Raw genomic sequence first — 25540 nt, 5'->3', positions numbered from 1 at the left:
ATTGTCCGGCGAGTTCCGGCCTTCTGTCCAGGCAGCACCCGGGGCACCGGAAATTCGCTCGCGCCGCGCACGGAGGGGCGGTTAGTGTGCGGGCACGTGAAGGGCCCGCGACAGGCGGGCCGGTGAGGCGGAAGGAGGCGGGACGGCATGTACGGCACGGCCATCGATCTGTTCGCGCGCTCCGGCGCCGCCCGCCGCACACGCTGACGGGCGCCGGGAGCGTGCCTCCCGAGAGGACTCGTACACCCATGACCGACCTGGTCATCCGCGCGCTCACCGAAGGCGACGCGCAGCTCTTCCACACCCTGCACGACCCCACGGCCCCGCTCCTGGGCCACGACCGCTTCGGCCGGCCGTACGCCACGCTCGCGGCCGGCGGCGAGTACCGCCCCGACTGGACGTGGGTCGCGCTCCGCGACGGCGTCGTCGTGGCACGCGCCGCGTGGTGGGCCGGCCCGGACGACACCCGCCCGATCGCCCTGGACCGGCTGGACTTCGCGCCCGGCGAGGCCGCCGCGGCGGCCGAGCTGCTGCGCGCCGCATCATTGCCGGGTGAGTACGTCCTGATGCTGCCGCCCGGCTGGCGCGCGCAGCGCGACGTGCGGGCCGCCGCCGAGGCCCGGATGGACGTCGTACGGGCCGCCGGGCTGCGCCCGATGGTCGAGCGCTTCCGGTACGGCTGGACCCCCGAGTGCGGCGTGCCCGCGGACCCGGGGCGGCTGGTCTTCCGGCCGGAGCCGGACGACGAGGTGATCCTGGACGTGCTGCGCCAGGTGGAGCGCGGTTCGCTGGACGCGCACGCGCGGCGGGCCGTCGCCGCCGGCGGCGTGGAGCAGGCCGCCCGGGAGGAGCTGGAGTTCTTCCACTGGTGCCCGTCGCCGCGCGACTGGTGGCGGGTGGCGTACACGCCCGAGGGGGAGGTCGTCGGGCTGCACGTCCCGGCGCGCAACCACACGTCGCCCGTCGTGGGCTTCATCGGGGTCGTCCCCGCGCAGCGCGGCCACGGCTACGCGTACGACCTGCTGGCCGACTGCACGCGCCATCTGGCCGCGCTCGGCGCGGACCGGATCGTCGCCGAGACGGACCAGCACAACACCCCAATGGCGGCGGCATTCGCCAAGGCGGGGTACCCCGTCACCCAGGAGCGTGCTTTCTTCGACGGGTAGGCGCAGCACGCAGGCGCGTCGGTGCCCACGGGGGCGCGTCGCGGTGGTGTGACGAGGAGGGAGAGGCCACGTGCTCTTCGAGGTGTGGGCACCGGACGCCGGCCGGGTGGAGCTCGTACGGGAGGGACGGACCGTCCCCATGGAGCCCGGCCCCGGCTCCGCGCGCCCCGGCTGGTGGCAGGCCGACGTCCCGGCCGGCCACGGGGACCGGTACGCCTTCCGGCTGGACGGCGGTGAGCCGCTGCCCGACCCGCGCGCGGCCCGGCTGCCGGACGGCCCCGGCGGCCCGGCCGCGGTCGTGGACCACGCCCGGTACGCCTGGCGGCACGACTGGCCGGGCCGCGGGCTGCCCGGCGCGGTCCTCTACGAGCTGCACATCGGGACGTTCACCCCCGGGGGCACGTTCGATGCGGCCGTCGAGCGGCTGCCGCATCTGAAGGAGCTCGGCATCACGCACATCGAGGTGATGCCGGTCTGCCCGTTCCCGGGCACGCACGGCTGGGGGTACGAGGGCATCGCCCCGTGGGCGGTGCACGAGCCGTACGGGGGCCCGGACGGGCTGAAACGCTTCGTGGACGCCGCGCACGGCCTCGGGCTCGGCGTCGTCCTGGACGTCGTGCACAACCACCTCGGTCCGTACGGCAACCACCTGCCCGCCTTCGGGCCGTACTTCACCGACACCCACCACACGCCCTGGGGCGCCGCCGTCAACCTCGATGCCCCGGGGTCGGACGAGGTCCGTGCGTACTTCATAGGGAGCGCGCTGTCCTGGCTGCGCGACTACCGGATCGACGGGCTGCGCCTGGATGCCGTGCACGCGCTGCACGACACCCGGGCCCGGCACTTCCTCGCCGAGCTGTCGGAGGCGGTGGACGCGCTCGGCGCGCAGCTGCGCCGCCCGCTGTTCCTGATTGCCGAGTCCGATCTCAACGACCCGCGGACCACGGCGCCGCGCCCCTACGGGGGCCATGGCCTGCACGCCCAGTGGAACGACGACTTCCACCACGCCCTGCACGCGGCGCTCACCGGCGAGTCCCAGGGCTACTACGCCGACTTCGCGCGGGCTCCGATGGCGGCCCTCGCGACGACTCTGACCAGCGGCTTCTTCCATGCCGATACGTACTCCAGCTTCCGGGAGCGCAGGCACGGCGCGCTGCTCGACATACGTGCCACCCCCGCACACCGATTGCTCGGTTACACGCAGACGCACGACCAGATCGGGAACCGTGCGCTCGGCGACCGCCTCTCGGAGCAGCTTTCCCCCGGCCTTCAGGCATGCGCCGCGGCCCTCGTGCTGTGCGCCCCGTACACCCCGATGCTCTTCATGGGCGAGGAGTGGGGCGCGGGCACGCCCTGGCAGTTCTTCACCGACCACACCGATCCGGAGCTGGCGGAGGCGGTGCGCAACGGGCGGCGCCGGGAGTTCGCCGCGCACGGCTGGCAGGCCGAGGAGATCCCCGACCCGCAGGACCCGGCCACCCGGGAGCGTTCCTGCCTGGACTGGAGTGAGCCAGGGCGCGCGCCGCACAGCGCGCTGCTCGACTGGTACCGCACGCTCCTCGCACTCCGCCGCGACGTCCCGGCCCTCACGGACCCGGACCTGACCCGTACGCGCGTGGCGTACGACGAGGAGGAGCGGTGGCTGCGGCTGGACCGGCTGACGCCTGAAGGCCCGGGGAGCGTGCACCTCGCGGTGAATCTGCACCCTTCCCGTACCGCCGCGGTCCCGCTGCCGTGCGAGGGCGCACAGACGCTCACAGGCCGCCCTGCGCCCCCGGAACGGGGCGCGGACGGCCTGCTGCGGCTGGAGCCCGCCGCGGTGGCGGTGCTCAGGTCCTGACGGCCGCTACGCGACGGCCGGCTCGCGGTCCTCCGGCTCGCCGTCCAGCTCGCGCTCGCTCGCCTCGACCGCGGCCTGCTCGGCGGCCAGGTCGAGGTTGCGGTTGAGCAGGTAGTACAGGCCGCCGCCGATGAGCAGGCCGGGCACGAAGGACAGGTCCGCGCCGCCCAGGGCCTTGGCGACCGGGCCCTCGAAGGCCTGGGTCGCGAAGAACGGGATCATCGTGACGAAGCCGACGGCGTACGAGACGATGCCGCGCCAGGACCAGCGGCCGTAGATGCCGCCGTTCGAGTCGAAGATCGCGGTGACCGCGTAGTGGCCGCGCCGCACGCAGTAGAAGTCCACCAGGTTGACCGCGGTCCACGGCACCAGGAAGTACAGCATCATCAGCACGAAGGTGTTGAAGCTGTGCAGGTAGTCCTTCGGCAGCAGCATCGCGACGATGAAGATGACGACCCCGACGGCGGCGATGCCGGCGACCCGCAGCCGGACGGTCGGCTTGACCGTACGGAAGGCGTCCACGGCGCTGGTGGTGGTGAGCATCGCGCCGTACGCGTTGACGGCCGTGATGCCGATCAGGGCGACGGAGGAGACCACCACGGCGAAGGTGCCGAAGCCGGGCAGGATGTCGTTGCCGACCTGGCGGAGGCCGGTGATCGCGCCCGGGTCGGGCAGCGCGGAGGCCAGCAGCGCGCCGAGCGACATCAGCCAGACGGCGGAGCCGGCCGCGCCGGCGTAGGTCCACCAGATGACCTTGCGGGCCGGGACGTCCTTCGGCAGGTAGCGGGAGTAGTCGGAGACGTAGATCGCGTAGCTGATCTGGTAGCCGGCCGCGGCGGAGAAGACGACCAGGAAGGAGGTCCAGGTCGAGCCGCCACCGGACGCCGCGGCGTGCGCGGTACCCGGGTCCAGCTGGACGAACGCCCCGATGGTGAGCACGCCGAAGACGGCGATCAGTACGTACGTCAGCCAGCGCTGGACAAGGTGCAGCAGATCGTGGCCGACGACCGCGAGAACGATCGCGAGGGCGATGATCAGGGCGTACCAGAGGGTCGTGCCACCGGGCAGGACCGTCTGCAGCCCCTCTGTGGCCAGCACCACGTTGAAGACGTTGAAGCCGACGTACACGAAGACGACGGCGGCGAACGGCACGATGGCGCCGCGGGTGCCGAACTGGGCGCGCGACTGGATCATCTGCGGCAGGCCCATACGCGGGCCCTGGTTGGCGTGGAACGCCATGAAGAAGGTGCCGAAACAGGCACCGAGAATCACGGCCAGCACGGACATGCCCAGGCTCAGACCCAGCTCGGGGCCGAGGAAGCCGGTGACCATCGTGGTGAGCACGAAGTTCCCGGTGAACCAGAACGGCCCCTGGTGCCAGACCTTGCCGTGGCGCTCGCGCACGGGCACATAGTCGATCGATCGTTGTTCGATGACCCTGGGGGCGGCAGCCATGGGTCCTCCTCGGGTGGTGCGTTGATCGGCTTGGGCGGCCGTAGTACGGGGACGATGGGCCTGCGGGGGTGGTGCGGCCCGGGGGTGAGCGCGGTGGTGTGAACCTACGGGCCCGTTCGGAGCTGCTTCGATCGCCCGATCGTCCATCCGATAGATATGTGATGGACACTATGTCTATGCCGCTGTACCTCACCGACCTCCTGGCGCGCCCGGACCTGAACCTCTCGGTCACCGGCGACCCCGCGCCCGGGCTGCTCGACCGCACCATCGACGCCGCCACCGTCTCCGACCTGCTGCATCCCGGAGAGTGGCTGCAGGGCGGCGAGCTGCTGATGACCATCGGGCTGCTGCTGCCGATGGAGCCCGCCGCCTGCCGCGCGTACGTCGCCGACGTGGCGGCCGGCGGCGCGGCGGCCCTGGCCCTCGGCCTCGGGCACGGCCTCCCGTACCAGGAGGCTCCGCAGCCCCTGGTGGACGCGGCGCAGGAGGCCGGCCTGCCGCTGCTCACCGTCCCGGACGAGGTGCCGTTCATCGCCGTCACGAAGGCCGTCTTCGAGGCGCGCGCCCACGAGGAGCGGCAGGTACTGCAGCGGGCCTTCGCGACTCAGCGGCGGCTGACCGCGGCGGCCACGGACAACGGGCTGCGCCCGATGCTGGAGGAGTGGACGGCGGCCACCGGGGTAGGGGCCGCGGTCCTCGACCCCCTGGGGCGGCTGCTCGCCTCGGGCGGGGCGGACGTCGAGCCCGTACTGGACAGCGCGCGCGACCTGATCGACCGGGTGGCCTCCCGGGGGCTGCGCGGCAGCGCGGCCAGTACGGCCGGCGGGCAGCAACTGGAAGTGCAGCCGCTGGGCGCCCGCCGGCTGCGCGGCCTGCTCCTCCTGAGCGGCGGTCCCGACGCCGCGGCCCGCGCCGTCGTCCCCGGACTGGTCTCCCTGCTCTCCCTGGAGCTGGAGCGGCGCCACCTGATGGACGAGCCGGAGCGGCGGCGGCGCTCCGCGCTCCTCTCGGAGCTGCTCGCCGAGCCGGCGGCCGGCCAGGAACGGGCCGCGGGGCGCGCCCAGGACATCCTCGCCTCGGTGGGGCTGGCCACGGACCGGGTGCGCGGCGTCGTGGTCGAGGCGCCCCCGGAGACCGCTCAGGAGGCGGCCGCCGACCTCGCCCTCGCCGTACCGGGCGGACTGGTGCGGGTCGCCGAGGGCGGCCTGGTCGAGGCGGTGGTCGCCGAGGAGCTGGACGTACGCGAGGTGCTCGGCCGCTTCGTGCCGGGCTGCCCCGCCGGTCTCGGCCCGCCGGCCGCCCCCGAGGCCGTACGGGCGTCCCTGCGGCAGGCAGCCGGGCTGCTGGGCCTGAGCCGGACCTCGGGCACACCGGTCGAGGCCCGCGAGAGCCAGGCCAGCCGGCTGCTCCTGGAGCTCGGCGACCGGCGCACCCTCCTCGGCTACGCGGACGCCGTGCTGAGCCCCCTGGACCTCGCCGACAGCGGTGAGGAGCTGATCGCCACGCTGGCCGCCTGGCTGGAGACCGGCGGCTCCTGGGACACCACCAGCCGCCGCCTCGGCGTCCACCGCCACACCGTCCGCAACCGCCTCGACAAGGCCATGACCCTCACCGGCCGCCGCCTGGACGACGCGGACGACCGCTTCGACCTGTGGCTGGCGACCCGGATCCGGCGCGGCGGGCGGGTGTGACACCTGGGCGCCCGGGGCGGCGTACGGGTGGCGGGCGTCAGTCCTTGTGGCGGGCGCGGCTCGGCTGGACTCGGGTGGGTTCGCCCGGCATCTTCGGGTGGTCGGGGGGATAGGGCAGATCACCGAGGCCGTCGTGCTCGGCGCGGTCGGCCAGCTCGAACACGGACTCCAGCCCGAAGCTCTCCTCGGCCATATCGGCGTGCACATCGCCCCGTTCCGCGTAGCGGGCCGGCATCGTGGCCAGGTCGAAGTCGGCCGGCTCGGCGTCGTCCAGCTCCTCCCAGCGCAGCGGCGCGGACACCGTGGCACGCGGGTTCGGCCGTACCGAATAGGCGGAGGCGATGGTGCGGTCGCGCGCCATCTGGTTGTAGTCCACGAAGATGCGGGCGCCGCGCTCCTCCTTCCACCAGGCCGTCGTCACCTGGTCCGGCATCCGGCGGGCCAGCTCGCGGCCCACGGTGATGGCCGCGCGCCGCACCTCGGTGAACGTCCAGCGCGGCGCGATCGGTACGTAGACGTGCAGGCCGCGGCCCCCGGAGGTCTTCGGCCAGCCCCGAAGGCCCAGCTCGTCCAGGAGGGCGTGCAGCGCGTGGGCGGCCCGTACGGCGTCCGCGTAGCCGGTGCCCGGCTGCGGGTCGAGGTCGATGCGCAGCTCGTCGGGGTGGTCGGGCCGGCCGCGACGGACCGGCCAGGGGTGGAAGGTCACGCAGCCCAGGTTCGCCGCCCAGAGGACGGCAGCGGGCTCCGTGGGGCAGATCTCGTCGGCCGAGCGGCCGCTGGGGAAGGTGATGTGGGCGGTCGGCAGCCAGTCGGGGCGGTTCTTCGGGGCGCGCTTCTGGAAGAACGACTCGCCGGTGACCCCGTCCGGATACCGCTCCAGGGTCGTCGGCCGGTCGTGCAGCGCCCGGGTGATGCCGTCGGCGACGGCCAGGTAGTACTGCGCCAGGTCCCGCTTCGTATAGCCGCGCTCCGGGAAGTACACCTTGTCCGGGTGGGACAGCCGTACGGTACGGCCGCCGGCCTCGATCTCCACTGCCGCACCGCCCGCACCTTTGGCACTTCCTGTACTGCCTGTACCTCCCATGGCCGCCACGGTAGGACGGTCGCGCCGGTCCCGCTCGTCGGGCGACACAAGGGACGTACGCGCACAATCGAGACATGGATCTCCCGGTGATGCCGCCCGTGAAGCCCATGCTGGCCAAGCCGGCGGCGAAGATCCCGTCCGGCATGCAGTACGAGGCCAAATGGGACGGCTTCCGGGCCATCGTCTACCGGGACGGCGACGAGATCGAGCTCGGCAGCCGCACCGGCAAACCGCTCACCCGCTACTTCCCCGAGCTGGTCGAGGCGCTGCGCCTCAATGTGCCCGCGCGCTGCGTACTGGACGGCGAGATCGTGATCGCGCGCGGCGACCGGCTGGACTTCGACGCGCTCACCGAGCGGATCCACCCCGCCAAGTCCCGGGTCGATCTGCTCGCCGAGCGGACCCCGGCCGGCTTCGTCGCGTTCGACCTGCTGGCGCTGGACAACGAAGCGCTGCTCCACGCGCCCCAGAAGGAGCGGCGCGCCCGGCTCACCGAGGCGCTGCGGGGCGCCGAGGCCCCGGTGCACCTCGCGCCCGCCACCACGGATGCCGCGCTCGCCGCCGAGTGGTTCACGGAGTACGAGGGCGCCGGCCTGGACGGTGTGATCGCCAAGCCGCTGGACATGCCGTACCGCCCGAACGAGCGGGTCATGGTCAAGATCAAGCACGAGCGCACGGCGGACTGCGTGCTCGCCGGCTTCCGCTTCCACAAGAGCGGCCCGGTGGTCGGCTCGCTGCTGCTCGGCCTGTACGACGCGGCCGGCACGCTGCAGCACGTGGGCGTCTGCGCCGCGTTCTCCATGAAGCGGCGCGAGGAGCTGGTGGCCGAGCTGGAGCCGCTGCGCATGGAGTCGGCGGCGGGCCATCCCTGGGCGCACTGGACGGAGGAGGAGGCGCACGAGTCCGCCCGGCTGCCCGGCGCGCCCAGCCGCTGGAGCGGCAAGAAGGACCTGTCCTGGGTGCCGCTGCGCCCGGAGCGGGTGCTGGAGGTGGCGTACGACCACATGGAGAACGGGCAGCGCTTCCGGCACACCGCCCAGTTCCGGCGGTGGCGCCCGGACCGCACCCCGGAGAGCTGCACGTACGCACAACTGGAGGAGCCCGTGCGGTACGACCTGGGGAGGGTGCTGACCCGAAGGGTGGACTGAAGCGCCGTTAGGGTGAGGGGGTTCGAGGAGCACGAGGGGTACGAGAAGTGCGGGGGTTGTTGTGGGGCGCGTCGAGCCGGGCTGGATACGGGTACCGGTCGGGGCGGACGCGGCGCGCTGGACCACTCGGGGGCACTGCCGGAAGGTGCTACTGGTCGTCCACAACGTGACCTCGGCGACCCGGCTGCTGGACGTGCTGCCACTGTTCCGCGACGACCTACGGGTGCAGCTGCTCGCCACGTGTACGGGTTCGTCGCCGTTCCAGGCAGGCGTGCCGGAGCTGCTGGCGGAGACCGGCGTACCGGTACTGCCGTGGGAGCAGGCGCTGCAGACGCCGGTCGACCTCGCCGTCACGGCCAGCTTCGGCGGTCAACTGGCGGAACTTTCCGGGAAGTTGGCCGTCCTGTCGCACGGTGCCGGATACAATAAAAGACTCGAAACGCCAAACGCCAAACGCCAAACGCCGGACGGCGGGGAGCGCGGGGACGTGCCCGGTCAGCGGTCGTCGGCATCCGAACCACCGGTGTTCGGTTTCGGTCCGGAATGGACACTCGCGGACGGCGCCCCGATAGCGGATGCGATGGTGCTCTCCCACCCCGAGCAGCTCCGGCGGCTCCGTGCCGCCTGCCCGCAGGCCGCGGACACGGCCGTACTGGCCGGTGATCCCTGCTTCGACCGGATGCTGGCGGCCCGCCCGTACCGCGACCGCTTCCGCCGCGCGCTCGGCGTCGCACCGGGCCAGCGGCTCGTCCTGCTGAATTCGACGTGGAACCCGGAAGCGCTCTTCGGGGACGGCGGCGACGACGTCCTGCCTGCCCTGCTCGCCCGGCTGACGGCCGAACTCCCCGCCGACGAGTACCGCACCGCCGCCGTGCTGCACCCGAACATCTGGCACGGCCACGGCCCCGGCCAGATACGCGCCTGGCTCGACCGGGCCCGGCGCGCCGGGCTGACGCTCGTCGACCCGCTGACGGGCTGGCAGCAGGCGCTGCTCGCCGCGGACCTGGTGATCGGCGACTACGGCTCCGTCTCGTACTACGCGGCCGCGCACGGCACGCCGGTGCTCGTCGGCGCGGACTCGCCGGCGGGCCTCGCGGCGGACTCCCCCGTCGCCGACTTCGTACGGCGCGCGCCGCGGCTGGACCCGTATGCGCCGCTGCGCCCCCAACTGGACGCCGCGCTGGCCGGGCACCGGCCGCTGCCCGGTCCCGCCGCGCTCACGACCTCGGCACCGGGCGCGTCGGCACGGCTGCTCCGCCGCGCCTTCTACGGGCTCATGGGCCTGCCCGAGCCGCCGGAGCCCGCGCTGCTCGACCCGCTGCCGCTGCCCCCGTACGAACCGCCGCTGCGCACCGCTCCGTTGCGCGTCCTGACGCGGCTCCTGGGGCCGGGCGAGGTGACGGTGGACCGCCGGGCCGACCTACGGGGCGGAACGGCGGACGCGGGCGGCGAGGGCCCGGGCGGGGGCCCTGACGGGCTGCAGGCGCACGTAGCCGTGCACGAGGACACGCTCGATCCCGGCAGCCTCTCCCTGGCCGACGTGATCTTCCGGTACGGCGCGGCGGACGACCCCCGGCTCGGCCCGCCCGCCTCCTGGGCGGCGGAGGTCCTGGAGCGCCACCCGTACTGCCGGCTGGCCACGTACGTCACCGGGCCCGGGAGCTGTACCGTCCGCACCCGCGACGGCGACCTGCTGCGGCTGACCGCGGACCGGAGTACGACCGGTGGCCTGCCGGGCGCCGACCCGGCCGCGTACGCCTCGGCGCTGTACGCCTGGCTGGCGGGCGGCAAGGGGGTGGACGGGCTGCCGGACGACGGGCCGTCCGAGCCTGCGGGGCGGCTGACCGTATGGGCGGGTCGGACGGCCTACCGGGTGCGGGTCAGCCGCGAAGACCCCGCTCCGTAGCGGTGTCCGTCGCGGCCCCTGTAGCGGCTTCCGTCGCTGCCCCCGTAGCGGCGTCCATCGCGGCCTCCGTAACAGCCGTTACGCACCCTCCACGCACCGCTCGCGCAGCGCCCGTAGGTGGCCGAGGTGGTACTGCGCCTGCTCGTCCGCCAGCGCGGCGACGGCCTCGTCGATCAGCGGCAGGGCGTCCGCCGGGCGCCCGGCGAGGTGGTACGTCTCGGCCAGGTCGGTCAGCGTCCGCGCGGCGTTGTACGCCTCCCCGCTGTCCCGGAAGAAGCCCAGCGCGCGCGTCAGCAGCTCCTCGGCCTCGGCCCACTGGCCCAGCCCGCGAAGTGCGCGCCCGCGGTGGCGCTGGAGGAGTGCGCGGGCGCGCGGTACATCCGCACGCCCCTCCTCCCCCGGCCCGATCTCCGCCACGTACCCGTCCGCCTCGGCGAACAGCTCCAGCGCCTCCTCGTACCGCCACTGCGCCAGCCGTACCAGCCCCAGCGTCTCCGCAGCGGCGCCCGGCCGCGCAGATGCCCCTGTGCGCGCTCGGCGTCGGCGGCGGCCGTCAGCTCCGTCTCCGCCTCCTCGAAGCGCCGCAGCTCCACGAAGGCCAGCGCGAGCTGCGTGTGCATACGGGCGGCCATCCGCGAACCGGGGCTCACCGCGTCGGCGACCCGGACCCCGGCCCGCAGCGCGGGCAGCAGCTCCTCGTGCCGGCCGGCCTTGAGCTGGTACGCCCACAGCGCCTCGCAGAGCTGGCAGGCCGTGTCGCCGAGCCGGAACTCCTCGGCGGCCAGCACGGCCTGTACGAGGTTGCCCAGCTCGCCGCCGAGCGCGGCGACCGCCTCCCCGGGGCCCGCGTACGGGCCCGGTGTCAGCCGGCCGTCGGCGTAGAGCGGGCCGACGTGCCAGCGCTGCGGCAGCGCGGCCAGGTCGGCGCGTACGGCGAAACGCAGCGCCCACTCCACCGTGCGCCCGACGGCCTGTGCGTACGCCGCGACGCCCGCCTCTCTGTGGGCCGCCTGCTCGGCGTGGCGGCGGACGGCCGGACGGTAGCGGTAGCGCCCCGCATCGGTACGCTCCAGCAGCCCCTGGTCCGCCAGTGCCTCCAGCAGCCGGCCCGCCTCCGCCTCCTCGACGTCCGCGGCCGCCGCGGCCTGCCCGGCCCCGAACGCGGCCCACGGCCACACGGCCGCCAGCCGGTAGAGCCGGGCCGGAGCGGGCGCGAGCTCTTGGTAAAGGTCGTCGATGACCGGGGCCACGGGGGCGTGAGCGGAGCTCCGCGCCCCTCCGGCGGAGCTCCCCGCCTCGTGCCTGCCCTCGTCTCCGGACACTCCCGGCTCCCCCTCCTGGCCACGGGCCAGCCGCGGGGCCATCGCCCGCAGCGCGTACGGTGAGCCGCCGCAGCGGGCGAGTACCGACGACAGCGCGGACCGGGACGCCGACTTGACGGCCCGCTCCCCTACGAGATCGGTCAACAGCGCGACGGCGTCCTTCTTGCGCAGCGGGTCGACCTCGATCGGCACGGCGTCCAGCCCGGCCAGACGGTGCTGCGCGACAACGATCGTGAAGACCCCGGGCGCGGCGGTGAACAGCGGCCCGGCCTGCGCCGCGGAGTGGGTGTGGTCCAGTACCAGCAGCAGCCGCAGACCGGCCACGAGGCGGCGGAACAGGGCGACACACTCCGCCCGCCCCGGCGGTATCTCCGGCTCGGCCAGCCCCAGTTCGCGGAGGACGTGGCGGACCGCGACGGCCGGGTCGAGGCCACCCGTAACGCCGTCACCACCGAGGTCGACGTACACCTGCCCGTCCGGGAAGTGCCCGTCCGCGGTCGCCTGCCACCCCCATTGACGGGCGAGCGCGCTCGTCCCCATGCCTTCCGGGCCGAACAGCAGGACGCGGCGCGGGCGCCCGGCGTACTGCCGGGCCAGCTCGCGCCCCATGCTCCGCTTCTGGCTGTCCCGGTCGGTGAAGTACCGCAGCGAGGGCGGCAGTTGCGGCACCGCCCGAGCACGCGCTTCGGGGAGCGCGTCACGGACGAGGGCCTGCACTTCGGCGAGCCGCGCGGCGTTTCCGGGGTCGCGCAGCGCACCCTCGTGGAGGAGGCGGGCCAGGCCGTCCCAGTCGCCCGGCGTCGCCGGCGCAGCGACCTCGCGCCCCGCGATCCGCCGGGCGAGGCCGCCGACCGATTCGAGCGCGCGCTTCCCGGCCTCGTTGGCCATACCCGTGCCGACCGCTCCCAGCATCGCCGTGACCGCCGCCAGCGATATGGGGTCCACCATCCGCAACTCCCCTGCTCACGGCGCCCTTACGGCCGCCGTCCCCGCCAAGTCGAGATCAACCGTAGCGAACGGCGGGGGCGGCCATGAGCGTCATGAGGCAACGGCGTCCGGCCCGGAGCAGGCCGGCGGGACGCTCAGCCCTCGTCGTCCGGGGTCAGGCGCAGGGAGATGGAGTTGATGCAGTAGCGCTGGTCGGTGGGGGTGGGGTAGCCCTCGCCCTCGAAGACGTGACCGAGGTGGGAGCCGCAGCGGGAGCAGCGGACCTCCGTGCGGACCATGCCGTGGGAGCGGTCCTCGATCAGCTCGACGGCGTCGGTGTCCTTGGGGTCGTAGAAGGACGGCCAGCCGCAGTGGCTGGCGAACTTCGTGTCCGAGCGGAAGAGTTCGGCGCCGCAGGCGCGGCAGGAGTAGACGCCGGAGGTCTTGGTGTCGGTGTACTCACCGACGAAGGCGGGCTCGGTGCCGGCCTCGCGGAGGACGTGGTACTCCGCGGGGGTCAGCTCGGCGCGCCACTGCTCGTCGGGCTTGTCGATCTCGTAGGCCATGGTCTCGCTCCTTCGGGCCGGCGTACTGGGTCAGGCGTCGAGGCGGGCGAGGATGTCGGGGCCCAGCTCGGTCACGTCGCCCGCTCCCATGGTGAGAACAAGGTCGCCGGGGCCCGCCATTCCTGCGATGACGTCGGGGACCGCGGACTTGTCGTGCTCGGCGGTGACCGTCGCGCCGGCGGCCTCGGCGGCCTTGATGATCAGGTCGCTGGTCACGCCCGGGATCGGGTCCTCGCGGGCCGGGTAGATGTCGAGGACCACGGAGACGTCGGCGAGGGCGAGCGCCTGGCCCATCTCCCTGCCCAGCTCCTGGGTGCGGGAGAAGAGGTGCGGCTGGAAGACGACAAGGACGCGGGAGTCGGCGGCGGCGCCCCGGATCGCTTCGAGGTCGGCGGTCATCTCCGTCGGGTGGTGTGCGTACGAGTCGATGACCTGGACGCCCTTGGCCTCGCCCTTGAGCTGGAGGCGGCGCTTGACGCCGGTGTACGAGGGGAGCGCCGCGGCGAGGTCGGCGGGCGCGATGCCGAGGGCCGCGCCGGCGGCCAGGGCAGCCGTGGCGTTCAGCGCGTAGTGCCGGCCGGGGACCGAGACCGTGAAGGCCAGCTGCTCGCCGGTGGGGAGCTGTGCGGTGACCTCGCTGGTCAGGCCACGCGGGGTGATGTCCAGGACGCGCAGGTCGGCGTCGTCCGCCTCGCCGTACGTGACGACCGTCAGGTCGGCGCGGCCGCGGACGCGGGTGGTCAGCTCGCGTGCACCGGCGTGGTCCGCGGAGATCACGAGGGTGCCGCCGGGGCGCACCTTGCCCACGAAGGTCTCGAAGGACTCGTAGATCTCGTCCATCGAGGCGTAGTTCGCGTGGTGGTCCAGCTCGACGTTGAGGATGATCGCGACGTCGGGCGTGTACTTGTGGAAGCTGCGGTCGCTCTCGTCCGCCTCGGCCACGAAGATGTCGCCGGTGCCGTGGTGGGCGTTGGAGCCGGGCGCGTCGAGGTCGCCGCCGATGGCGTACGAGGGCTCCAGGCCGAGGGTGGTGAGGGCGACGGCCAGCATGGACGTGGTGGTCGTCTTGCCGTGCGTGCCGGCGACGGCGATCGGGCGCGCGCCGTCCATCAGGGCGGCGAGGGCGTCGGAGCGGTGCACGACCGGGATGCCGCGCTCGGCGGCGGCGGCCAGCTCGGGGTTGTCTGCTCGGATGGCGGAGGAGACGACGACGCTGGTGGCGTCGGCGGCGAGATGCTCGGCGGCGTGGCCGATGTGGACCGTGGCGCCGGCCTCGCGCAGGGCCAGCACGGTCGCCGACTCCTTGGAGTCGCTGCCCGCGACGGCGGCGCCGCGCTGCGCCAGGATCTTCGCGATGCCGGACATGCCGGCGCCGCCGATGCCGATGAAGTGCGGTCGGTCCATCGCGGCGGGGATGCCGGGTGCCATCGTGACGTCTCCCTGGTCGGTGTACAGCGGTGTGCAGCGATATGAATCAGTAGCGGTTCGAGGTGATTCTTGCACCTTGCTCTGACAACCCCGGCCACGGCCGGTCGCCCGGCCGCCCCGCACCGCGTCGGCGCACCGCCTCAGCGCCGGATCAGTCCTTGCGCCGTCGCCGCCGCGACCGCCGACGTACGGGAATCGACCTCGAGCTTGGTGTAAATGTGCACGAGGTGGGACTTCACGGTCGCCTGGCTGAGGAAGAGCCGCTTGCTGATCTGCGCGTTGGACAGGCCGTCGGCGACCAGCTGGAGCACCTCGGTCTCGCGGCGCGAGAGGGCGGTGGCGGGTGTGCGCATCCGGTCCATCAGGCGCAGCGCGACGGCCGGCGCGAGCGCGGACTTCCCGGCGGCGGCGGTGCGGACCGCGGCGGCCAGCTCTTCGGGCGGCGCGTCCTTCAGGAGGTAGCCGGTGGCGCCTGCCTCGATGGCCGCGAGGATGTCGGCGTCGGTGTCGTACGTGGTGAGCACCAGCACGCGGGGCGCGCCGGCCCGGGCGGTGATCTCGGCGGTGGCCTGCGGGCCGCGCATCTCGCCGCCGAACTGGAGGTCCATGAGAACCACGTCGATACCGGGCCGCGCCGCGAGCGCCACGGACTCCTCCGCCGTGGGCACGTCGGCGACGACCTCGAAGTCCGGCTCGGTCTCCAGTACGGCGCGCAGCCCGGCGCGTACTACGGGGTGGTCGTCGGCCAGGAGGAGCCGGATGCGGCCGCCTTCGGGGGCGTCGTGCTCGGAAGCGTCGTCCTCGGGGGCGCGGTCGCCGGTCTGCGGGGTGTCGGTCACGGGGCCTGTTCCGGAAGTCGGGTGGGGGTCGCGGCCTCAGGGGCGGTGGCAGCGGTGGGGGTCGCGGCCCCGGGGGCGGTGGCAGCGGTGGGCAGGGTGACCGCTACCGCCGTGCCCTCCCCCGGTGCCGATTCGACCACGAGGGTGCCGTGCAGGGCGCGGGCCCGGGCGCGCATCGCGGCGAGGCCGAAGCCGGAGCCGGTGGTGTCCGTGCCCGGGGCCGGGACCTCGGACGGCCGGAATCCGGTGCCGTCGTCGACGACATCGAGGGCGACCTCGGTGCCCATGTAGCTGAGGGTCAGCTCGGCCCGGCTCGCCGCGGCGTGCTGCACCGTGTTGGCCAGCGCGGACTGGGCGATGCGCAGCAGGGCGACCTCCTGCGGGGTGGGCAGCTCCGCGGGCGTACCGGACACGTGGCAGTGCACGGCGAGGCCGCTGGTACGCGCCGTAGTGGCACACAGCCGTTCGAGGGCGGCGGGCAGTGAGCCGTGTTCCAGACCGGGCGGGCTGAGGGCGCGTACGAAGCGGCGGGCCTCGGCGAGGTTGTCGACGGCGGCCTCTCGGGCGTGCCGTACGTGGCCGAGCGCGCCCTCGGGGCGGTCGGGCAGAGCCCGCTCCGCGGCCCGCAGCAGCAGCTGGATGCTGGACAGGCCCTGGGCGAGGGTGTCGTGGATCTCGCGGGCGAGGCGTTCGCGCTCGGCCAGGACGCCGGCGGTGCGTTCGGCGGCGGCCAGGTCGCTGCGGGCCTCGGTCAGCTCCTCGATGAGGCGGCGCCGCTGCTCGCTCTCCCGGTACAGCGCCTGGTATCCGAGGACGACGGCGACCGCGACGGCCGCCCCGAGTGCGGGCCCGAGGACCGTACCGACGGTGAGCGTACGGGCGTGCCACCCGAAGCCGCCGACGGCCACGGCGGTGGTGACCGCAACGAGGGGCAGCGCCCACCTCAGGGGCAGCAGATGGAGCTGCACGAAGAAGAGCGGGAAGGCGAGCCAGACGCCGTCCGGGGTGAGCAGCACCAGCAGGGCCCATACGACCAGTACGGCGGCGAGCCAGAGGGCGGCGGCCACGGGGGCCGCGGACACCTTCGGGAGGACGGGCCCCAGTGCGTACACGAAGGCGAGCACGACGGCCGCTCCGATGACGGCCGGCGTGTCGGGCGCGTGCTCGGCGGCCGCCCGGATCGCGGCGAGGGCCAGCAGTGCGGCGACCATCAGGTGCAGGCACAGGCGCAGCACCCGGAGGACGGGGGTGAGGGAGTGCGGGTTCACGACAGCTTCAAGGCTATGCGGAGCCCCGTACAGCGGCATCAACCGAAAGATTGATCGGGGCGGCGCCCTTTCGATACCGGGGAAGCCGTCCCCGGCGCGATGCCCGGCGCACCCCGTTGCGGCGAGGTTGGGAGCAGCCGCCGGGCACCGGGCCCGGCACCGTGCGCAAAGGAGCTCCGAGGCCGTGTTCGTCGCCTGGAGGGACCTGAGGTTCGCCAAGGGGCGGTTCGCCCTGATGGGGACCGTCATCGTGCTGATCACCGTGCTGGTGGGGCTACTGTCCGGCCTGACGGCGGGCCTCGGCCGCGAGAACACCTCGGCGGTCACCTCGCTCCCCGCCGACCACCTCGTCTTCTCCGCGCCGGCGCAGGGCGACGACGTGTCGTTCACCGACTCGCACCTCAGTGCGGAGACCGCGGAGCGCTGGGCCGGGGTGCCCGGGGTGGACCGGGCGGAGCCGCTGGGCATCGCCACCACGAAGGCCGAGTCCGGGGCGCGGAACGCGGCGCTGTCCGCCTTCGGGGTGCGCCCCGGCTCCGGACTGGCACCGGAATCACGGGCGATCGCGGACGGCGCCGCCGTGCTCTCCGAGGAGGCCGCCGACGAGCTGGGAGTACGGGCCGGGGACCGCTTCACGCTGGCCGGGCAGCGGCTGCGGGTCGCCGCTGTGTCGGGCGAGGCGATGTACAGCCACACGCCCGTCGTGTGGACCTCGCTGGACGACTGGCAGCGGGTGGGCGGCGGTCCGGCCGCAGCGCGCGGTACGGGCGGCTCTACCGTCCTCGCGCTGACCGCCGAGGGCGCCGGAGCCGGCGCTCTCACGGCCGCCGACGAGAAGCTCGGCACGAAGACGGTGAGCTCCGCCGACGCCCTGCGGGCGATCGGGTCCTTCACCGCCGAGAACGGCTCGCTGCAACTGATGCGCGGCTTCCTCTTCGCCATCTCGGCGCTGGTCATCGGCGCGTTCTTCACCGTGTGGACGATTCAGCGCAGCGGCGACGTGGCCGTACTGAAGGCGCTCGGCGCCTCTACGCGGTACCTCCTGAAGGACGCGCTCGGCCAGGCCGTCGTCCTGCTGGTCCTCGGTACGGGGCTGGGCACCGCACTCGCCGCGGGGGTGGGCGCGGCGGTCGGCGGCACCGTGCCCTTCGTGCTGGAGCCCGCCACCGTGCTGGTCCCCGCGCTGATCATGATCGCGCTGGGGGCGGTGGGCGCCGCGCTGTCCATCCGCCGCATCACCTCCGTGGACCCGCTGACGGCCCTGGGCAGCGCCCGATGACGCAGCGCCCCGTGACGCAGCGCCCGATGACGCGCCACCGCCGCCGTCCCCGTAATGCACCGACCGCCCCGTGGAGCGCCCGATGAGCCTCGATCTGACCGATGTGACCCTCACTTACCCCGACGGCGGCAACCGGCTGACCGCGCTGGACACGGTGTCGCTGCACGTGCCCGCCGGCACCATGACCGCGGTACTCGGCCCCTCGGGGTCGGGGAAGTCCAGCCTGCTGGCGGTGGCCGCCACCCTGATCACTCCGGACCGCGGCACCGTCACGATCGACGGCGTCGGCACCACCGGGATGAGCCGGGCGCGGCTGACCGCGCTCCGCCGCGACAAGGTCGGCATGGTCTTCCAGCAGCCCAACCTGCTGCCCTCGCTGACCGCCGCCGAGCAGTTGCAGGCGATGGCCCATCTGGACGGGCGCTCGCCCCGTAAGGCCGCGCCGCGGGCGAAGGAGCTGCTGGCCGCCGTGGGGCTCGCCGACCGGGCGGACCGCCGGCCGCACCAGTTGTCGGGCGGCCAGCGGCAGCGGATCAACATCGCGCGGGCGCTGATGAACGACCCGGCCGTCCTGCTGGTCGACGAGCCGACGAGCGCGCTGGACCAGGAGCGCGGCGCGGCCGTCCTGGACCTGCTGACCACGCTGACCCACCAGCGGGCCACGGCGACCGTCCTCGTCACGCACGACCGGTCGCACCTGGGCGCGGTGGACGCGGTCGTGGAAGTACGGGACGGGCGGGTCGGCGCCGGGGCGCCGGCGGGCGCCTGAGAGCGGCTCCGAGGGCTCCTAGCCCGCCTCCCCCGCCGGCTCTCCGGGCGCGTGCGCGAACAGCTTCAGTACGGGCACGCCGACCTTGTGGCGGGCGCGGGACGCCCAGTCGCGGTGGAAGAACTCCTCGACGAAGTGCGGGGCGGTCAGCACGATCACCTCGTCCGCGCCCGTCTGGTCGACGACCGACCGCAACAGGTCCAGCGGATGATCCTCGACCACCTGTCCGATGGCCTCGGCGCCCATGTTCCGCAGCTGCTGCAGGGTGTGCGACAGGGCCCGCTCCGCAGGCGGCTCCGCCTGCGCTCCCTCGGGCTCGTCGCCCTCCCGCACCGCCTCGTCGAACTCGCCGAGGGCGACGTCGTCGATGGCCCGCAGCAGCACGTCCTGCTCGCCACGCGGCTGCATGAGGACGACGAAGGAGACCTCGTCGTCGCCGTGCAGCGTGGTGACGAACTCCACGTCGGCGGGCGACAGAGGCTTCTCGATCATCAATACGCTCGTGAACACGACGGGCGCCCTTCTTCTCCGCTTCATGGACCGCCACGGAGCGGTGGTCCGACAGAAACCATCCTGCCCCGTCCCAGAACGGGGCCTTCGTTCCTTCAGTGTGCCCAATGGAAGCTAAGCGGAACGGGAAATTCCGCCGAACGCCCGGGAGCTGGGGTGAAACGGTTCATGGGCGGCTGTACCGGGTGAACAGGAATCCGTCGTCCTCCAGTACGGACGCCAGCCGGAACCGTTCCGGTACCGCCAGGCCGGGTGCGTTCATGATCCGCGGCGCGTCCCCCACCGTCACCAGCGGCGCCAGCGACAGGCACAGCTCGTCCAGCGCGCCCGCCGCGGCGAACTGGCCGAGCAGCCGCGGCCCGCCCTCCGTCAGCAGCCGGGTCAGCCCCAGGCCCGCGAGCGCGCCGGTCACCCGTGCGGGGTCCACCCCCGTGCCCTCCCCGGCGAAGACCACCTGGGCGCCGGCCGCCCGTGCGGCCTTCACCCGGCCCTCGTCGGCGGCCGCACCGGTCAGCAGGACCGTGGGCACCAGCGGCTGTGTGAAGAGGGGCAGCGAGAAGTCCAGGTCCAGGCTCGCGCTCACCACGGCGATGGCCGGCGCGGGCCCCTGCCCGGCCGCCGCCCGGCGCGCGGCGAACGCCTCGCGCGCCTTGGCCGGCCGGTACCCCTCCTGGCGCACCGTCTCGGCGCCGGCGATCACCGCGTCGGCCAGCCCGCGCAGCACTCCGAAGATCCGCATGTCGGCGTCGCTCGAGAGGGGCTGCGAGCGGCCCTCATGGTGCGCGGCGCCGTCCACCGAGGACACCATGTTGGCCCGCAGCCAACCGTGCGACGCCTCCGTGCCGGCCGCTGCCGCGCCCGCCGCGTCCGGATACGCGTACGCCTCCGCCAGCTCGTCCAAGGTCCATTCCCGGTCTTCCATCCACTCCCGGTACCCGTCCGGCGGCGACGACACCGCTTCGCCGGCGGTTCCTTGGGACGATGCGCTTCCGGACGGCACGGACTGGGCGGGAGAAGGGAACAGACGTCGCATAGGCCGCAGTGTGGCACGGAGACGGCCGTGTGACATGCCTCGCTCAGCGGCCCGGCGCGTGCCGTGCAGCGACTACCCTTGAGCGCTGTGTCACCTTCCACGCCCTCGTCGCCCTCGCAGCCCGCTCCGATAACCGGCCAGGCCGCCGTCGGCCCCTCGGACGACGCGGCCCCGGCCGCGCTCACCGCGCGCGCCCCGCATGTCCCCGCCGACCGGCTGGTCGCCGAGATGGTGCCGCCGCCGCGCTTCCAGAGCGCGCGCTTCGAGACGTACATCCCGGACCCGGCGCAGCCCAGCCAGGCCGAGGCGGTACAGGTGCTCAGCTCCTTCGCGGCGAGCATCGGGGGCGGCGCGAGCTCCTCGGGGGGCAAGCGGCGCTGGTTCTCGAAGAAGCCCGCTGCGCCCCAGGGCCCGCGCGGCGTCTATCTGGACGGCGGCTACGGCGTCGGCAAGACCCACCTGCTGGCGTCCCTGTGGCACGCCACGCCGGCCGCACCGGAGCTCAAGGCGTTCGGCACCTTCGTGGAGCTGACCAACCTGGTCGGCGCGCTCGGCTTCCAGGAGACGGTGCGCACCCTCAGTGGCCACCGCCTGCTGTGCATCGACGAGTTCGAGCTGGACGACCCCGGTGACACCGTGCTGGTCTCCTCCCTGCTGGCCAAGCTGGTCGAGCACGGCGTGGCGCTGGCGGCCACGTCGAACACGCTGCCGGGCAAGCTCGGTGAGGGCCGCTTCGCCGCCGCCGACTTCCTGCGCGAGATCCAGGGCCTGAGCGCGCACTTCCGGCCGTTGCGCATCGATGGCGAGGACTACCGCCACCGCGGGCTGCCCGAGGCGCCTGCGCCGTTCGACGACGACACCGTCACCCGGGTCGCGTACGCCACGCCCGGCGCCTCGCTCGACGACTTCCCCGGGCTGCTGGACCACCTCTCCAAGGTGCACCCGAGCCGGTACGGCGCGATGTGCGACGACATCCGGGCGGTCTGCCTCACGGACGTACAGGCGGTACCGGACCAGTCCACGGCGCTGCGCCTCGTAGTACTGGCCGACCGGCTCTACGACCGCGAGGTGCCGGTACTGGCGTCCGGCAAGCCGTTCGACGAGCTGTTCAGCGAGGAGATGCTCAAGGGCGGCTACCGCAAGAAGTACTTCCGCGCGATATCCCGGCTGACGGCGCTCGCCCGGGACGCGAAGCAGCTGACGGAGCAGTAGCCCCCGGATGGCCGGAGCGCGGCCCGGAGGCGGGCTCTAGGCCCTTCAGGGGTGGTCCACGACACTCTACGCGCGTGGTTCCCGGCGGCCTTGTGACGTGGTACACACATGCGGTCACATCACCTGTCCGCCAGCAGGGAGTTGCTTCATGTCCACAACACGACGTCAGATCCTTGCAAGAACCGGCGCGGTGGGGGCGGGAATCGCCTTCTCCGGCGCCGTCTCGGAGATCTTCGCCGGTACCGCTGTCGCCCAGTCGACGGGCCGGAGCGGTTACGGACCGCTGGTTCCCGACCCGGACGGCCTGCTCGACCTCCCGAAGGGCTTCCGCTACAAGGTGCTGTCCCGGGAGGGCTCCCCGCTGCTCTCCGGTGAGGGCAAGGTACCGAGCAACTGCGACGGCATGGCGGCCTTCCGCGGCCGCCGGGGCCACACCCACCTGGTGCGCAACCACGAGAACCGCCAGAAGTCCCGCTCCGCCGTGCCCACCGTGCCCGGCATCACCTACGACCCGAAGGCCGAGGGCGGCTGTACGGCCATCGAGGTCGACGCGCACAACGAGGTGGTCTCCGAGCGCGTCGCCATAGCCGGTACCTCCACCAACTGCGCGGGCGGCCCCACCCCCTGGAACACCTGGCTGACCTGCGAGGAGACCGAGTTCAAGGCGGGCGAGCAGGGCTACACCAAGGACCACGGCTTCATCTTCGAGGTCGACCCGTACGACCCGCGGCGCACCGGGGCCGTGCCCCTCACGGACATGGGCCGCTTCCAGCACGAGGCGATCGCGGTCGACCCCCGGGACGGCACGGTCTACGAGACCGAGGACGCCTTCGAGAAGCCGTTCGGGCTCTTCTACCGCTTCCACCCGAACAAGCCGCTGGGCGGCACCGGTTCGCTGCGCGCGGGCGGCCGCCTGCAGGCGATGCGCGTACCGGGGGTGAAGGACCTCTCCGCCATCAAGGAGACGGGCGCGACGTTCGAGCGCATCGAGTGGGTGGACGTCCCGGACCCGCTCGCGAAGCAGACGCCCATCCGCTTCCAGGACTTCGGTACGAAGGGCATCACGCACGCCCAGAAGCTGGAGGGCTGCTACTGGGGCGGCTCCTGTGTGTACTTCGTGTCCAGCTTCGCGCACCGGGAGGAGGGCTCGGCCGACGACCACTACGGGCAGGTGTGGAAGTACGACCCGAAGGCGCGCTGTCTGACGCTGGTGGTCGTCTTCGGTCCGGACAGCGATCTGCAGCTGCCCGGCGAGTCCCCCGACAACATCTGCCTGGCGCCCAGCGGCGGCCTGATGGTGTGCGAGGACGGAGAGGGCGCGCAGCACGTCTTCGGACTGACGCGGAAGGGCGAGGTGTACCCGATGGCGCGCGGCCGGCAGAACATCGGGACGCCGGAGGAGCCGGAGTGGGGCGAGTTCGCGGGCGTCACCTTCGCGCCGGACGGGCGCACGATGTACGTGAACTGCTACACGCCGGGGACGACGTTCGCGGTGACGGGACCGTTCTGACCGTGATCACCGCCCTTCGGGGCCGAGCGGCCCTTCGAGGCTGAGCGCGCGCACCGCCTGTACGGGCTGATCCGCTAGCCCGAACAGGCGGTGCGTTGGGCTTCCTGCCACTCGCAGACCGGGCACAGGACGATGCCCGGAGTGCTCTCCGGGTACTCGGTCGGCTCACGGCACAGGACGCACTCGGCGAGCGGTGCGTCTTCGGGCGCGGGGTGCTGGGTGGCGGGCGGCATGGTCCCGAGCCTACTGGCGTTGCCGCTCGGGTACGCCGGGAGCCGGCTCAGGTACGCCGGGAGCTGAGCGTACAGGCCGCCGTGACAGCCGCGGCGGCGATCAGCGCGGCCGCGCCCAGCGGCAGCCAGGGAATGGTCACCGTGCCGTGGGCCGAGCCGGTGACCAGGCCGCTGACCGCGGCGTTCGCGGGTGAGGCCGCGGTCACGAGCAGCAGCAGGGCGGCCAGCGCACCCGTGGGGACCGCCCATCCCGCACTGCGCAGCACCGGCCGGTTGGCCAGCGCGCCGGCTGCCGTGCCCAGCAGGACGCAGGAGAGCGCCGTGAGCGCCCCGGCGAGGGCCGCGGGCCCCATCGGTACGACGGTGCGGTGATCGGCGCTGTGCGGGTCGGAGACCAGCGCGACGAAGCCCGTACCGAGCGCCCCGAGGACCGTCGTGGCCAGCGCGGCGGTCAGGACGGCCGCCAGGTGCGCGCGGCCGGGCCCCGCGGCCGCCGCGGTGCAGGCCCGTGCCGCGGGCGGTTCGCCGGTCACGCAGGCCCGTACGAGCCATACGGCCACGGGCAGCAGCGGGGCGGCGGCGTACCCGTACCCGTCGAGCACCGGATCCCCGGCCCGGATGCCGATCGCCACGAAGGCGGCGTACAGGAGGGCGGGCGGCAGCCAGCGGTGCGAGCCGATGAGCAGCGCGAACTGATAGCGGAGCAGCGGGATCACGGGGTATCGGGCCTCGGTGCGGTCTGGGCGGGGTGGGCTGGGTCGGCTGAGTGGGCGCTCTCGGGGGCCACGGCGTGGATGTGCCAGGGCGGACGGGCCGTGAGGAGGGCGTGCAGCAGCGTGTCCGAGTGCGCGGCGGGGACGGTGAGCCGGGTCGTGCCGTCCGGGCCGGGCACGGTGACGGGTGCGCCCGGAAGGCCGGGCGGCGGGACGGCCCCGGGCGGGCCCTGCGCCACCACGGTGACGCATGGCCCCGGGGTGGCGCGCGCCGCATACGGATGCGCGTCATACGGGCGCAGGCCCGCGTCCACGAGCCGGTAGCAGGCGTCCGCGGCTCCGGCCAGGCGCGCCGGGTCGTGGTCGACGAACACGACGGTGCCGCCGGCCGCGACGCGCTCGGCCACGGCGCGGTCGAGCGTCCCGCGCGCCGTGCCGTCCAGGCCGGTCCACGCCTCGTCCAGGACGAGCAGTTCGGGCTCGGCGAGCAGCGCCTGGACGACGGCGACCTTCTGGCTGGTGCCCTTGGAGAGCTCGGCGAGCGGCGTACGGGCGTGCCCCGCCGCCCCGAAGCGCTCCAGCCACTCGGTGGCCCGGCGGGCCGGCGCGGCACCGCGCAGCCCGTGGACACACCCGAGGTGGCCGAGGTACTCCAGGGCCGTGAAGGGCAGCGCTGCGGGGAAGCGCTCCGGTACGTACGCGGCGCGCGGGCGTCCTGTGACGCGGCCCGTACTCGGTGCGTCGATCCCGGCGAAGAGGCGGAGCAGCGTGGACTTGCCACTGCCGTTCGTGCCCTCGATGCGCAGCAGGGACGCGCGCGGCACTTCGAGGTCGACGTCGCGCAGCACCCAGGGGCCGCGCAGCCCGTAGCGCCGCCCCACCTTGTGCAGCTTCATTCCGGTGTCCGCCTTCGTACCGGTGTCCGCCTCAGTGCCCCTCCCCGTGCCTCAGCCGTTCGAGGACTGGGCGGGCTTCGCCTCGCTGGGCCGGACGACCACGAACCCCTCGCCGTCCAGGCGCAGCTGGACGGCCTCGCCCGAGCCGCCGCGGATCATCGACCCGACGCTCTGGGAGCGGTGCAGCGAGGTCTTCAGCGCGGCGCTCCAGCCGACCACCGCGTCGGTGTCCACGAAGACCGGGAGCTGTGGGCTGACGGGGATGACGATCGGGTTGCCCTCGCACATCACGCCGAGCTGGCCGTGCCCGCTGAATACGGAGTTGAAGAGCCCGCCGCCGGTCATTCCGGCGCCCTTCACGACCTTTATCTCGTAGGACAGCGTGGCGTCGAAGCACAGGATGTTGCGGCCGTTGAGGGTGATGCTGTCCCCGGGGGCGAGGTCGACGATGAAGCAGTTCTGGGCTTCGTGCGCGAACCACACCTCCCCCTGGCCGCGCACTGCCATCAGAGCCAGCCCCTCGCCCGTGACCGCGCGCTTGAGGAACTTGCCCACCCCCTGGCCCTGCTTCTCGAACTGCAGGTTGCCGCGGAAGGCGACCATCGAGCCCTGGCGCGCGTAGCACTCGCCGTCCACCGCGTACTTGATCGACTTGGTGTTCTGCAGGGTCATGCCGGGGGCGGTCGCCGGGGTGACCAAGTTCTCGGACGAGAAGAGTTCGCTCTGCATGGTGAGGATGATCGCC

23 protein-coding genes are annotated in these 25540 nt (G+C 73.6%); 9 read left to right on the top strand and 14 right to left on the bottom strand.

What is annotated here, in order from left to right:
• Positions 1-248 precede the first annotated feature (248 nt).
• A complete protein-coding gene (locus IF04_RS0106790; RefSeq protein ID WP_030252403.1) occupies positions 249-1166 on the top strand; it encodes a GNAT family N-acetyltransferase in 918 nt (305 codons plus the stop codon).
• A 70-nt stretch (positions 1167-1236) separates the two neighbouring features.
• On the top strand, positions 1237-3006 hold the full coding sequence (gene treZ / locus IF04_RS0106785; RefSeq protein ID WP_030252401.1) for a malto-oligosyltrehalose trehalohydrolase: 1770 nt from the start codon (positions 1237-1239) through the stop codon (positions 3004-3006).
• 6 nt (positions 3007-3012) lie between these two features.
• On the opposite strand, the gene IF04_RS0106780 is transcribed toward treZ, so the two are convergent.
• Positions 3013-4461, bottom strand: a complete 1449-nt coding sequence (locus IF04_RS0106780; RefSeq protein ID WP_030252398.1) for a purine-cytosine permease family protein — start codon at positions 4459-4461, stop codon at positions 3013-3015.
• Between the two features lie 161 nt (positions 4462-4622).
• On the opposite strand from IF04_RS0106780, the gene IF04_RS0106775 reads away from it, so the two are divergent.
• Positions 4623-6152, top strand: a complete 1530-nt coding sequence (locus IF04_RS0106775; RefSeq protein ID WP_245654308.1) for a PucR family transcriptional regulator — start codon at positions 4623-4625, stop codon at positions 6150-6152.
• Positions 6153-6189: 37 nt separating this feature from the next.
• Here IF04_RS0106775 and ligD read toward each other — a convergent pair whose 3' ends face one another.
• Positions 6190-7236, bottom strand: coding sequence for a non-homologous end-joining DNA ligase (ligD, locus tag IF04_RS0106770; protein ID WP_051830803.1), 1047 nt, complete (start codon positions 7234-7236; stop codon positions 6190-6192).
• A gap of 74 nt (positions 7237-7310) precedes the next feature.
• Between ligD and IF04_RS0106765 the strand changes: the two genes are divergently transcribed.
• Both IF04_RS0106765 and IF04_RS0106760 read left to right on the top strand, forming a co-directional pair.
• Positions 7311-8384: an ATP-dependent DNA ligase gene (locus IF04_RS0106765; protein WP_030252390.1), complete on the top strand. Its 1074-nt coding sequence runs from the start codon at positions 7311-7313 to the stop codon at positions 8382-8384.
• Between the two features lie 61 nt (positions 8385-8445).
• Positions 8446-10290 (top strand): hypothetical protein, encoded by a 1845-nt coding sequence (locus tag IF04_RS0106760; protein WP_037958593.1) that lies wholly within the window; start codon positions 8446-8448, stop codon positions 10288-10290.
• Positions 10291-10368: 78 nt separating this feature from the next.
• On the opposite strand, the gene IF04_RS39540 is transcribed toward IF04_RS0106760, so the two are convergent.
• The 6 genes from IF04_RS39540 to IF04_RS0106735 all read right to left on the bottom strand — a co-directional run bounded on the left by IF04_RS39540 (position 10369) and on the right by IF04_RS0106735 (position 16679).
• Complete coding sequence (locus IF04_RS39540; RefSeq protein WP_245654333.1) at positions 10369-10698, bottom strand: tetratricopeptide repeat protein; 330 nt, start codon at positions 10696-10698, stop codon at positions 10369-10371.
• Complete coding sequence (locus IF04_RS35550; protein WP_245654307.1) at positions 10581-12560, bottom strand: tetratricopeptide repeat protein; 1980 nt, start codon at positions 12558-12560, stop codon at positions 10581-10583. Before IF04_RS35550 ends, IF04_RS39540 begins: the two co-directional genes overlap by 118 nt.
• 134 nt (positions 12561-12694) lie before the next feature.
• Positions 12695-13105 carry a peptide-methionine (R)-S-oxide reductase MsrB gene (gene msrB / locus IF04_RS0106750; protein ID WP_030252386.1) on the bottom strand — a complete coding sequence of 137 codons (411 nt, stop codon included), beginning with the start codon at positions 13103-13105 and terminating at the stop codon, positions 12695-12697.
• Positions 13106-13135: 30 nt separating this feature from the next.
• Positions 13136-14533, bottom strand: a complete 1398-nt coding sequence (gene murC, locus IF04_RS0106745; protein ID WP_030252384.1) for a UDP-N-acetylmuramate--L-alanine ligase — start codon at positions 14531-14533, stop codon at positions 13136-13138.
• A gap of 140 nt (positions 14534-14673) precedes the next feature.
• A complete protein-coding gene (locus tag IF04_RS0106740; RefSeq protein WP_030252381.1) occupies positions 14674-15294 on the bottom strand; it encodes a response regulator in 621 nt (206 codons plus the stop codon).
• Between the two features lie 74 nt (positions 15295-15368).
• The gene (locus IF04_RS0106735) at positions 15369-16679 is read right to left on the bottom strand and encodes a sensor histidine kinase (RefSeq protein ID WP_051830801.1); all 1311 of its coding nucleotides are present in this window, start codon (positions 16677-16679) and stop codon (positions 15369-15371) included.
• A 145-nt stretch (positions 16680-16824) separates the two neighbouring features.
• On the opposite strand from IF04_RS0106735, the gene IF04_RS0106730 reads away from it, so the two are divergent.
• Together IF04_RS0106730 and IF04_RS0106725 are read left to right on the top strand one after the other, a co-directional pair.
• Complete coding sequence (locus IF04_RS0106730; RefSeq protein WP_030252377.1) at positions 16825-17919, top strand: ABC transporter permease; 1095 nt, start codon at positions 16825-16827, stop codon at positions 17917-17919.
• Between the two features lie 82 nt (positions 17920-18001).
• Positions 18002-18688, top strand: a complete 687-nt coding sequence (locus tag IF04_RS0106725) for an ABC transporter ATP-binding protein (protein ID WP_030252375.1) — start codon at positions 18002-18004, stop codon at positions 18686-18688.
• Positions 18689-18706: 18 nt separating this feature from the next.
• Here the strand turns inward: IF04_RS0106725 and IF04_RS0106720 are convergent, their stop codons facing one another.
• Positions 18707-19180: a hypothetical protein gene (locus IF04_RS0106720; protein WP_030252373.1), complete on the bottom strand. Its 474-nt coding sequence runs from the start codon at positions 19178-19180 to the stop codon at positions 18707-18709.
• A gap of 184 nt (positions 19181-19364) precedes the next feature.
• The gene (locus IF04_RS0106715; RefSeq protein ID WP_030252370.1) at positions 19365-20231 is read right to left on the bottom strand and encodes a pyrimidine reductase family protein; all 867 of its coding nucleotides are present in this window, start codon (positions 20229-20231) and stop codon (positions 19365-19367) included.
• Between the two features lie 87 nt (positions 20232-20318).
• Here IF04_RS0106715 and zapE point away from each other — a divergent pair, with 87 nt between their 5' ends.
• Positions 20319-21443: a cell division protein ZapE gene (gene zapE / locus IF04_RS0106710; protein ID WP_030252367.1), complete on the top strand. Its 1125-nt coding sequence runs from the start codon at positions 20319-20321 to the stop codon at positions 21441-21443.
• Positions 21444-21591: 148 nt separating this feature from the next.
• Entirely contained in the window at positions 21592-22953 is a 1362-nt protein-coding gene (locus IF04_RS0106705; RefSeq protein WP_030252365.1) for an alkaline phosphatase PhoX, read from the top strand.
• A 74-nt stretch (positions 22954-23027) separates the two neighbouring features.
• On the opposite strand, the gene IF04_RS39015 is transcribed toward IF04_RS0106705, so the two are convergent.
• From IF04_RS39015 to IF04_RS0106685, 4 genes are read right to left on the bottom strand one after another with little or no spacing between them, the layout of a single operon-like run.
• The gene (locus IF04_RS39015) at positions 23028-23186 is read right to left on the bottom strand and encodes a hypothetical protein (RefSeq protein ID WP_169746114.1); all 159 of its coding nucleotides are present in this window, start codon (positions 23184-23186) and stop codon (positions 23028-23030) included.
• Between the two features lie 47 nt (positions 23187-23233).
• A complete protein-coding gene (locus IF04_RS0106695; RefSeq protein ID WP_030252363.1) occupies positions 23234-23902 on the bottom strand; it encodes a hypothetical protein in 669 nt (222 codons plus the stop codon).
• The gene (locus IF04_RS0106690) at positions 23899-24795 is read right to left on the bottom strand and encodes an ABC transporter ATP-binding protein (RefSeq protein ID WP_051830798.1); all 897 of its coding nucleotides are present in this window, start codon (positions 24793-24795) and stop codon (positions 23899-23901) included. The genes IF04_RS0106695 and IF04_RS0106690 overlap by 4 nt, the downstream gene beginning before the upstream one ends.
• A gap of 51 nt (positions 24796-24846) precedes the next feature.
• Entirely contained in the window at positions 24847-25524 is a 678-nt protein-coding gene (locus IF04_RS0106685; RefSeq protein WP_030252359.1) for an AIM24 family protein, read from the bottom strand.
• Positions 25525-25540 lie beyond the last annotated feature (16 nt).

Source organism: Streptomyces violens, from assembly GCF_000717745.1.
Classification (GTDB): Bacteria; Actinomycetota; Actinomycetes; order Streptomycetales; family Streptomycetaceae; genus Streptomyces; species Streptomyces violens.
This window is presented reverse-complemented; position numbering and strand designations above follow the sequence as displayed.

Coding starts and splice junctions, on each gene's coding strand:
- IF04_RS0106725 (WP_030252375.1), top strand. CDS start 18,002: ATGAGCCTCGATCTGACCGATGTGACCCTCACTTACCCCGACGGCGGC.
- IF04_RS0106690 (WP_051830798.1), bottom strand. CDS start 24,795: ATGAAGCTGCACAAGGTGGGGCGGCGCTACGGGCTGCGCGGCCCCTGG.
- IF04_RS35550 (WP_245654307.1), bottom strand. CDS start 12,560: ATGGTGGACCCCATATCGCTGGCGGCGGTCACGGCGATGCTGGGAGCG.
- IF04_RS0106765 (WP_030252390.1), top strand. CDS start 7,311: ATGGATCTCCCGGTGATGCCGCCCGTGAAGCCCATGCTGGCCAAGCCG.
- ligD (WP_051830803.1), bottom strand. CDS start 7,236: ATGGGAGGTACAGGCAGTACAGGAAGTGCCAAAGGTGCGGGCGGTGCG.
- IF04_RS0106790 (WP_030252403.1), top strand. CDS start 249: ATGACCGACCTGGTCATCCGCGCGCTCACCGAAGGCGACGCGCAGCTC.
- IF04_RS0106735 (WP_051830801.1), bottom strand. CDS start 16,679: ATGCCGCTGTACGGGGCTCCGCATAGCCTTGAAGCTGTCGTGAACCCG.
- IF04_RS39015 (WP_169746114.1), bottom strand. CDS start 23,186: ATGCCGCCCGCCACCCAGCACCCCGCGCCCGAAGACGCACCGCTCGCC.
- IF04_RS0106685 (WP_030252359.1), bottom strand. CDS start 25,524: ATGCAGAGCGAACTCTTCTCGTCCGAGAACTTGGTCACCCCGGCGACC.
- murC (WP_030252384.1), bottom strand. CDS start 14,533: ATGGCACCCGGCATCCCCGCCGCGATGGACCGACCGCACTTCATCGGC.
- IF04_RS0106775 (WP_245654308.1), top strand. CDS start 4,623: ATGGACACTATGTCTATGCCGCTGTACCTCACCGACCTCCTGGCGCGC.
- IF04_RS0106780 (WP_030252398.1), bottom strand. CDS start 4,461: ATGGCTGCCGCCCCCAGGGTCATCGAACAACGATCGATCGACTATGTG.
- IF04_RS0106705 (WP_030252365.1), top strand. CDS start 21,592: ATGTCCACAACACGACGTCAGATCCTTGCAAGAACCGGCGCGGTGGGG.
- IF04_RS0106720 (WP_030252373.1), bottom strand. CDS start 19,180: ATGATCGAGAAGCCTCTGTCGCCCGCCGACGTGGAGTTCGTCACCACG.
- IF04_RS0106715 (WP_030252370.1), bottom strand. CDS start 20,231: ATGCGACGTCTGTTCCCTTCTCCCGCCCAGTCCGTGCCGTCCGGAAGC.
- msrB (WP_030252386.1), bottom strand. CDS start 13,105: ATGGCCTACGAGATCGACAAGCCCGACGAGCAGTGGCGCGCCGAGCTG.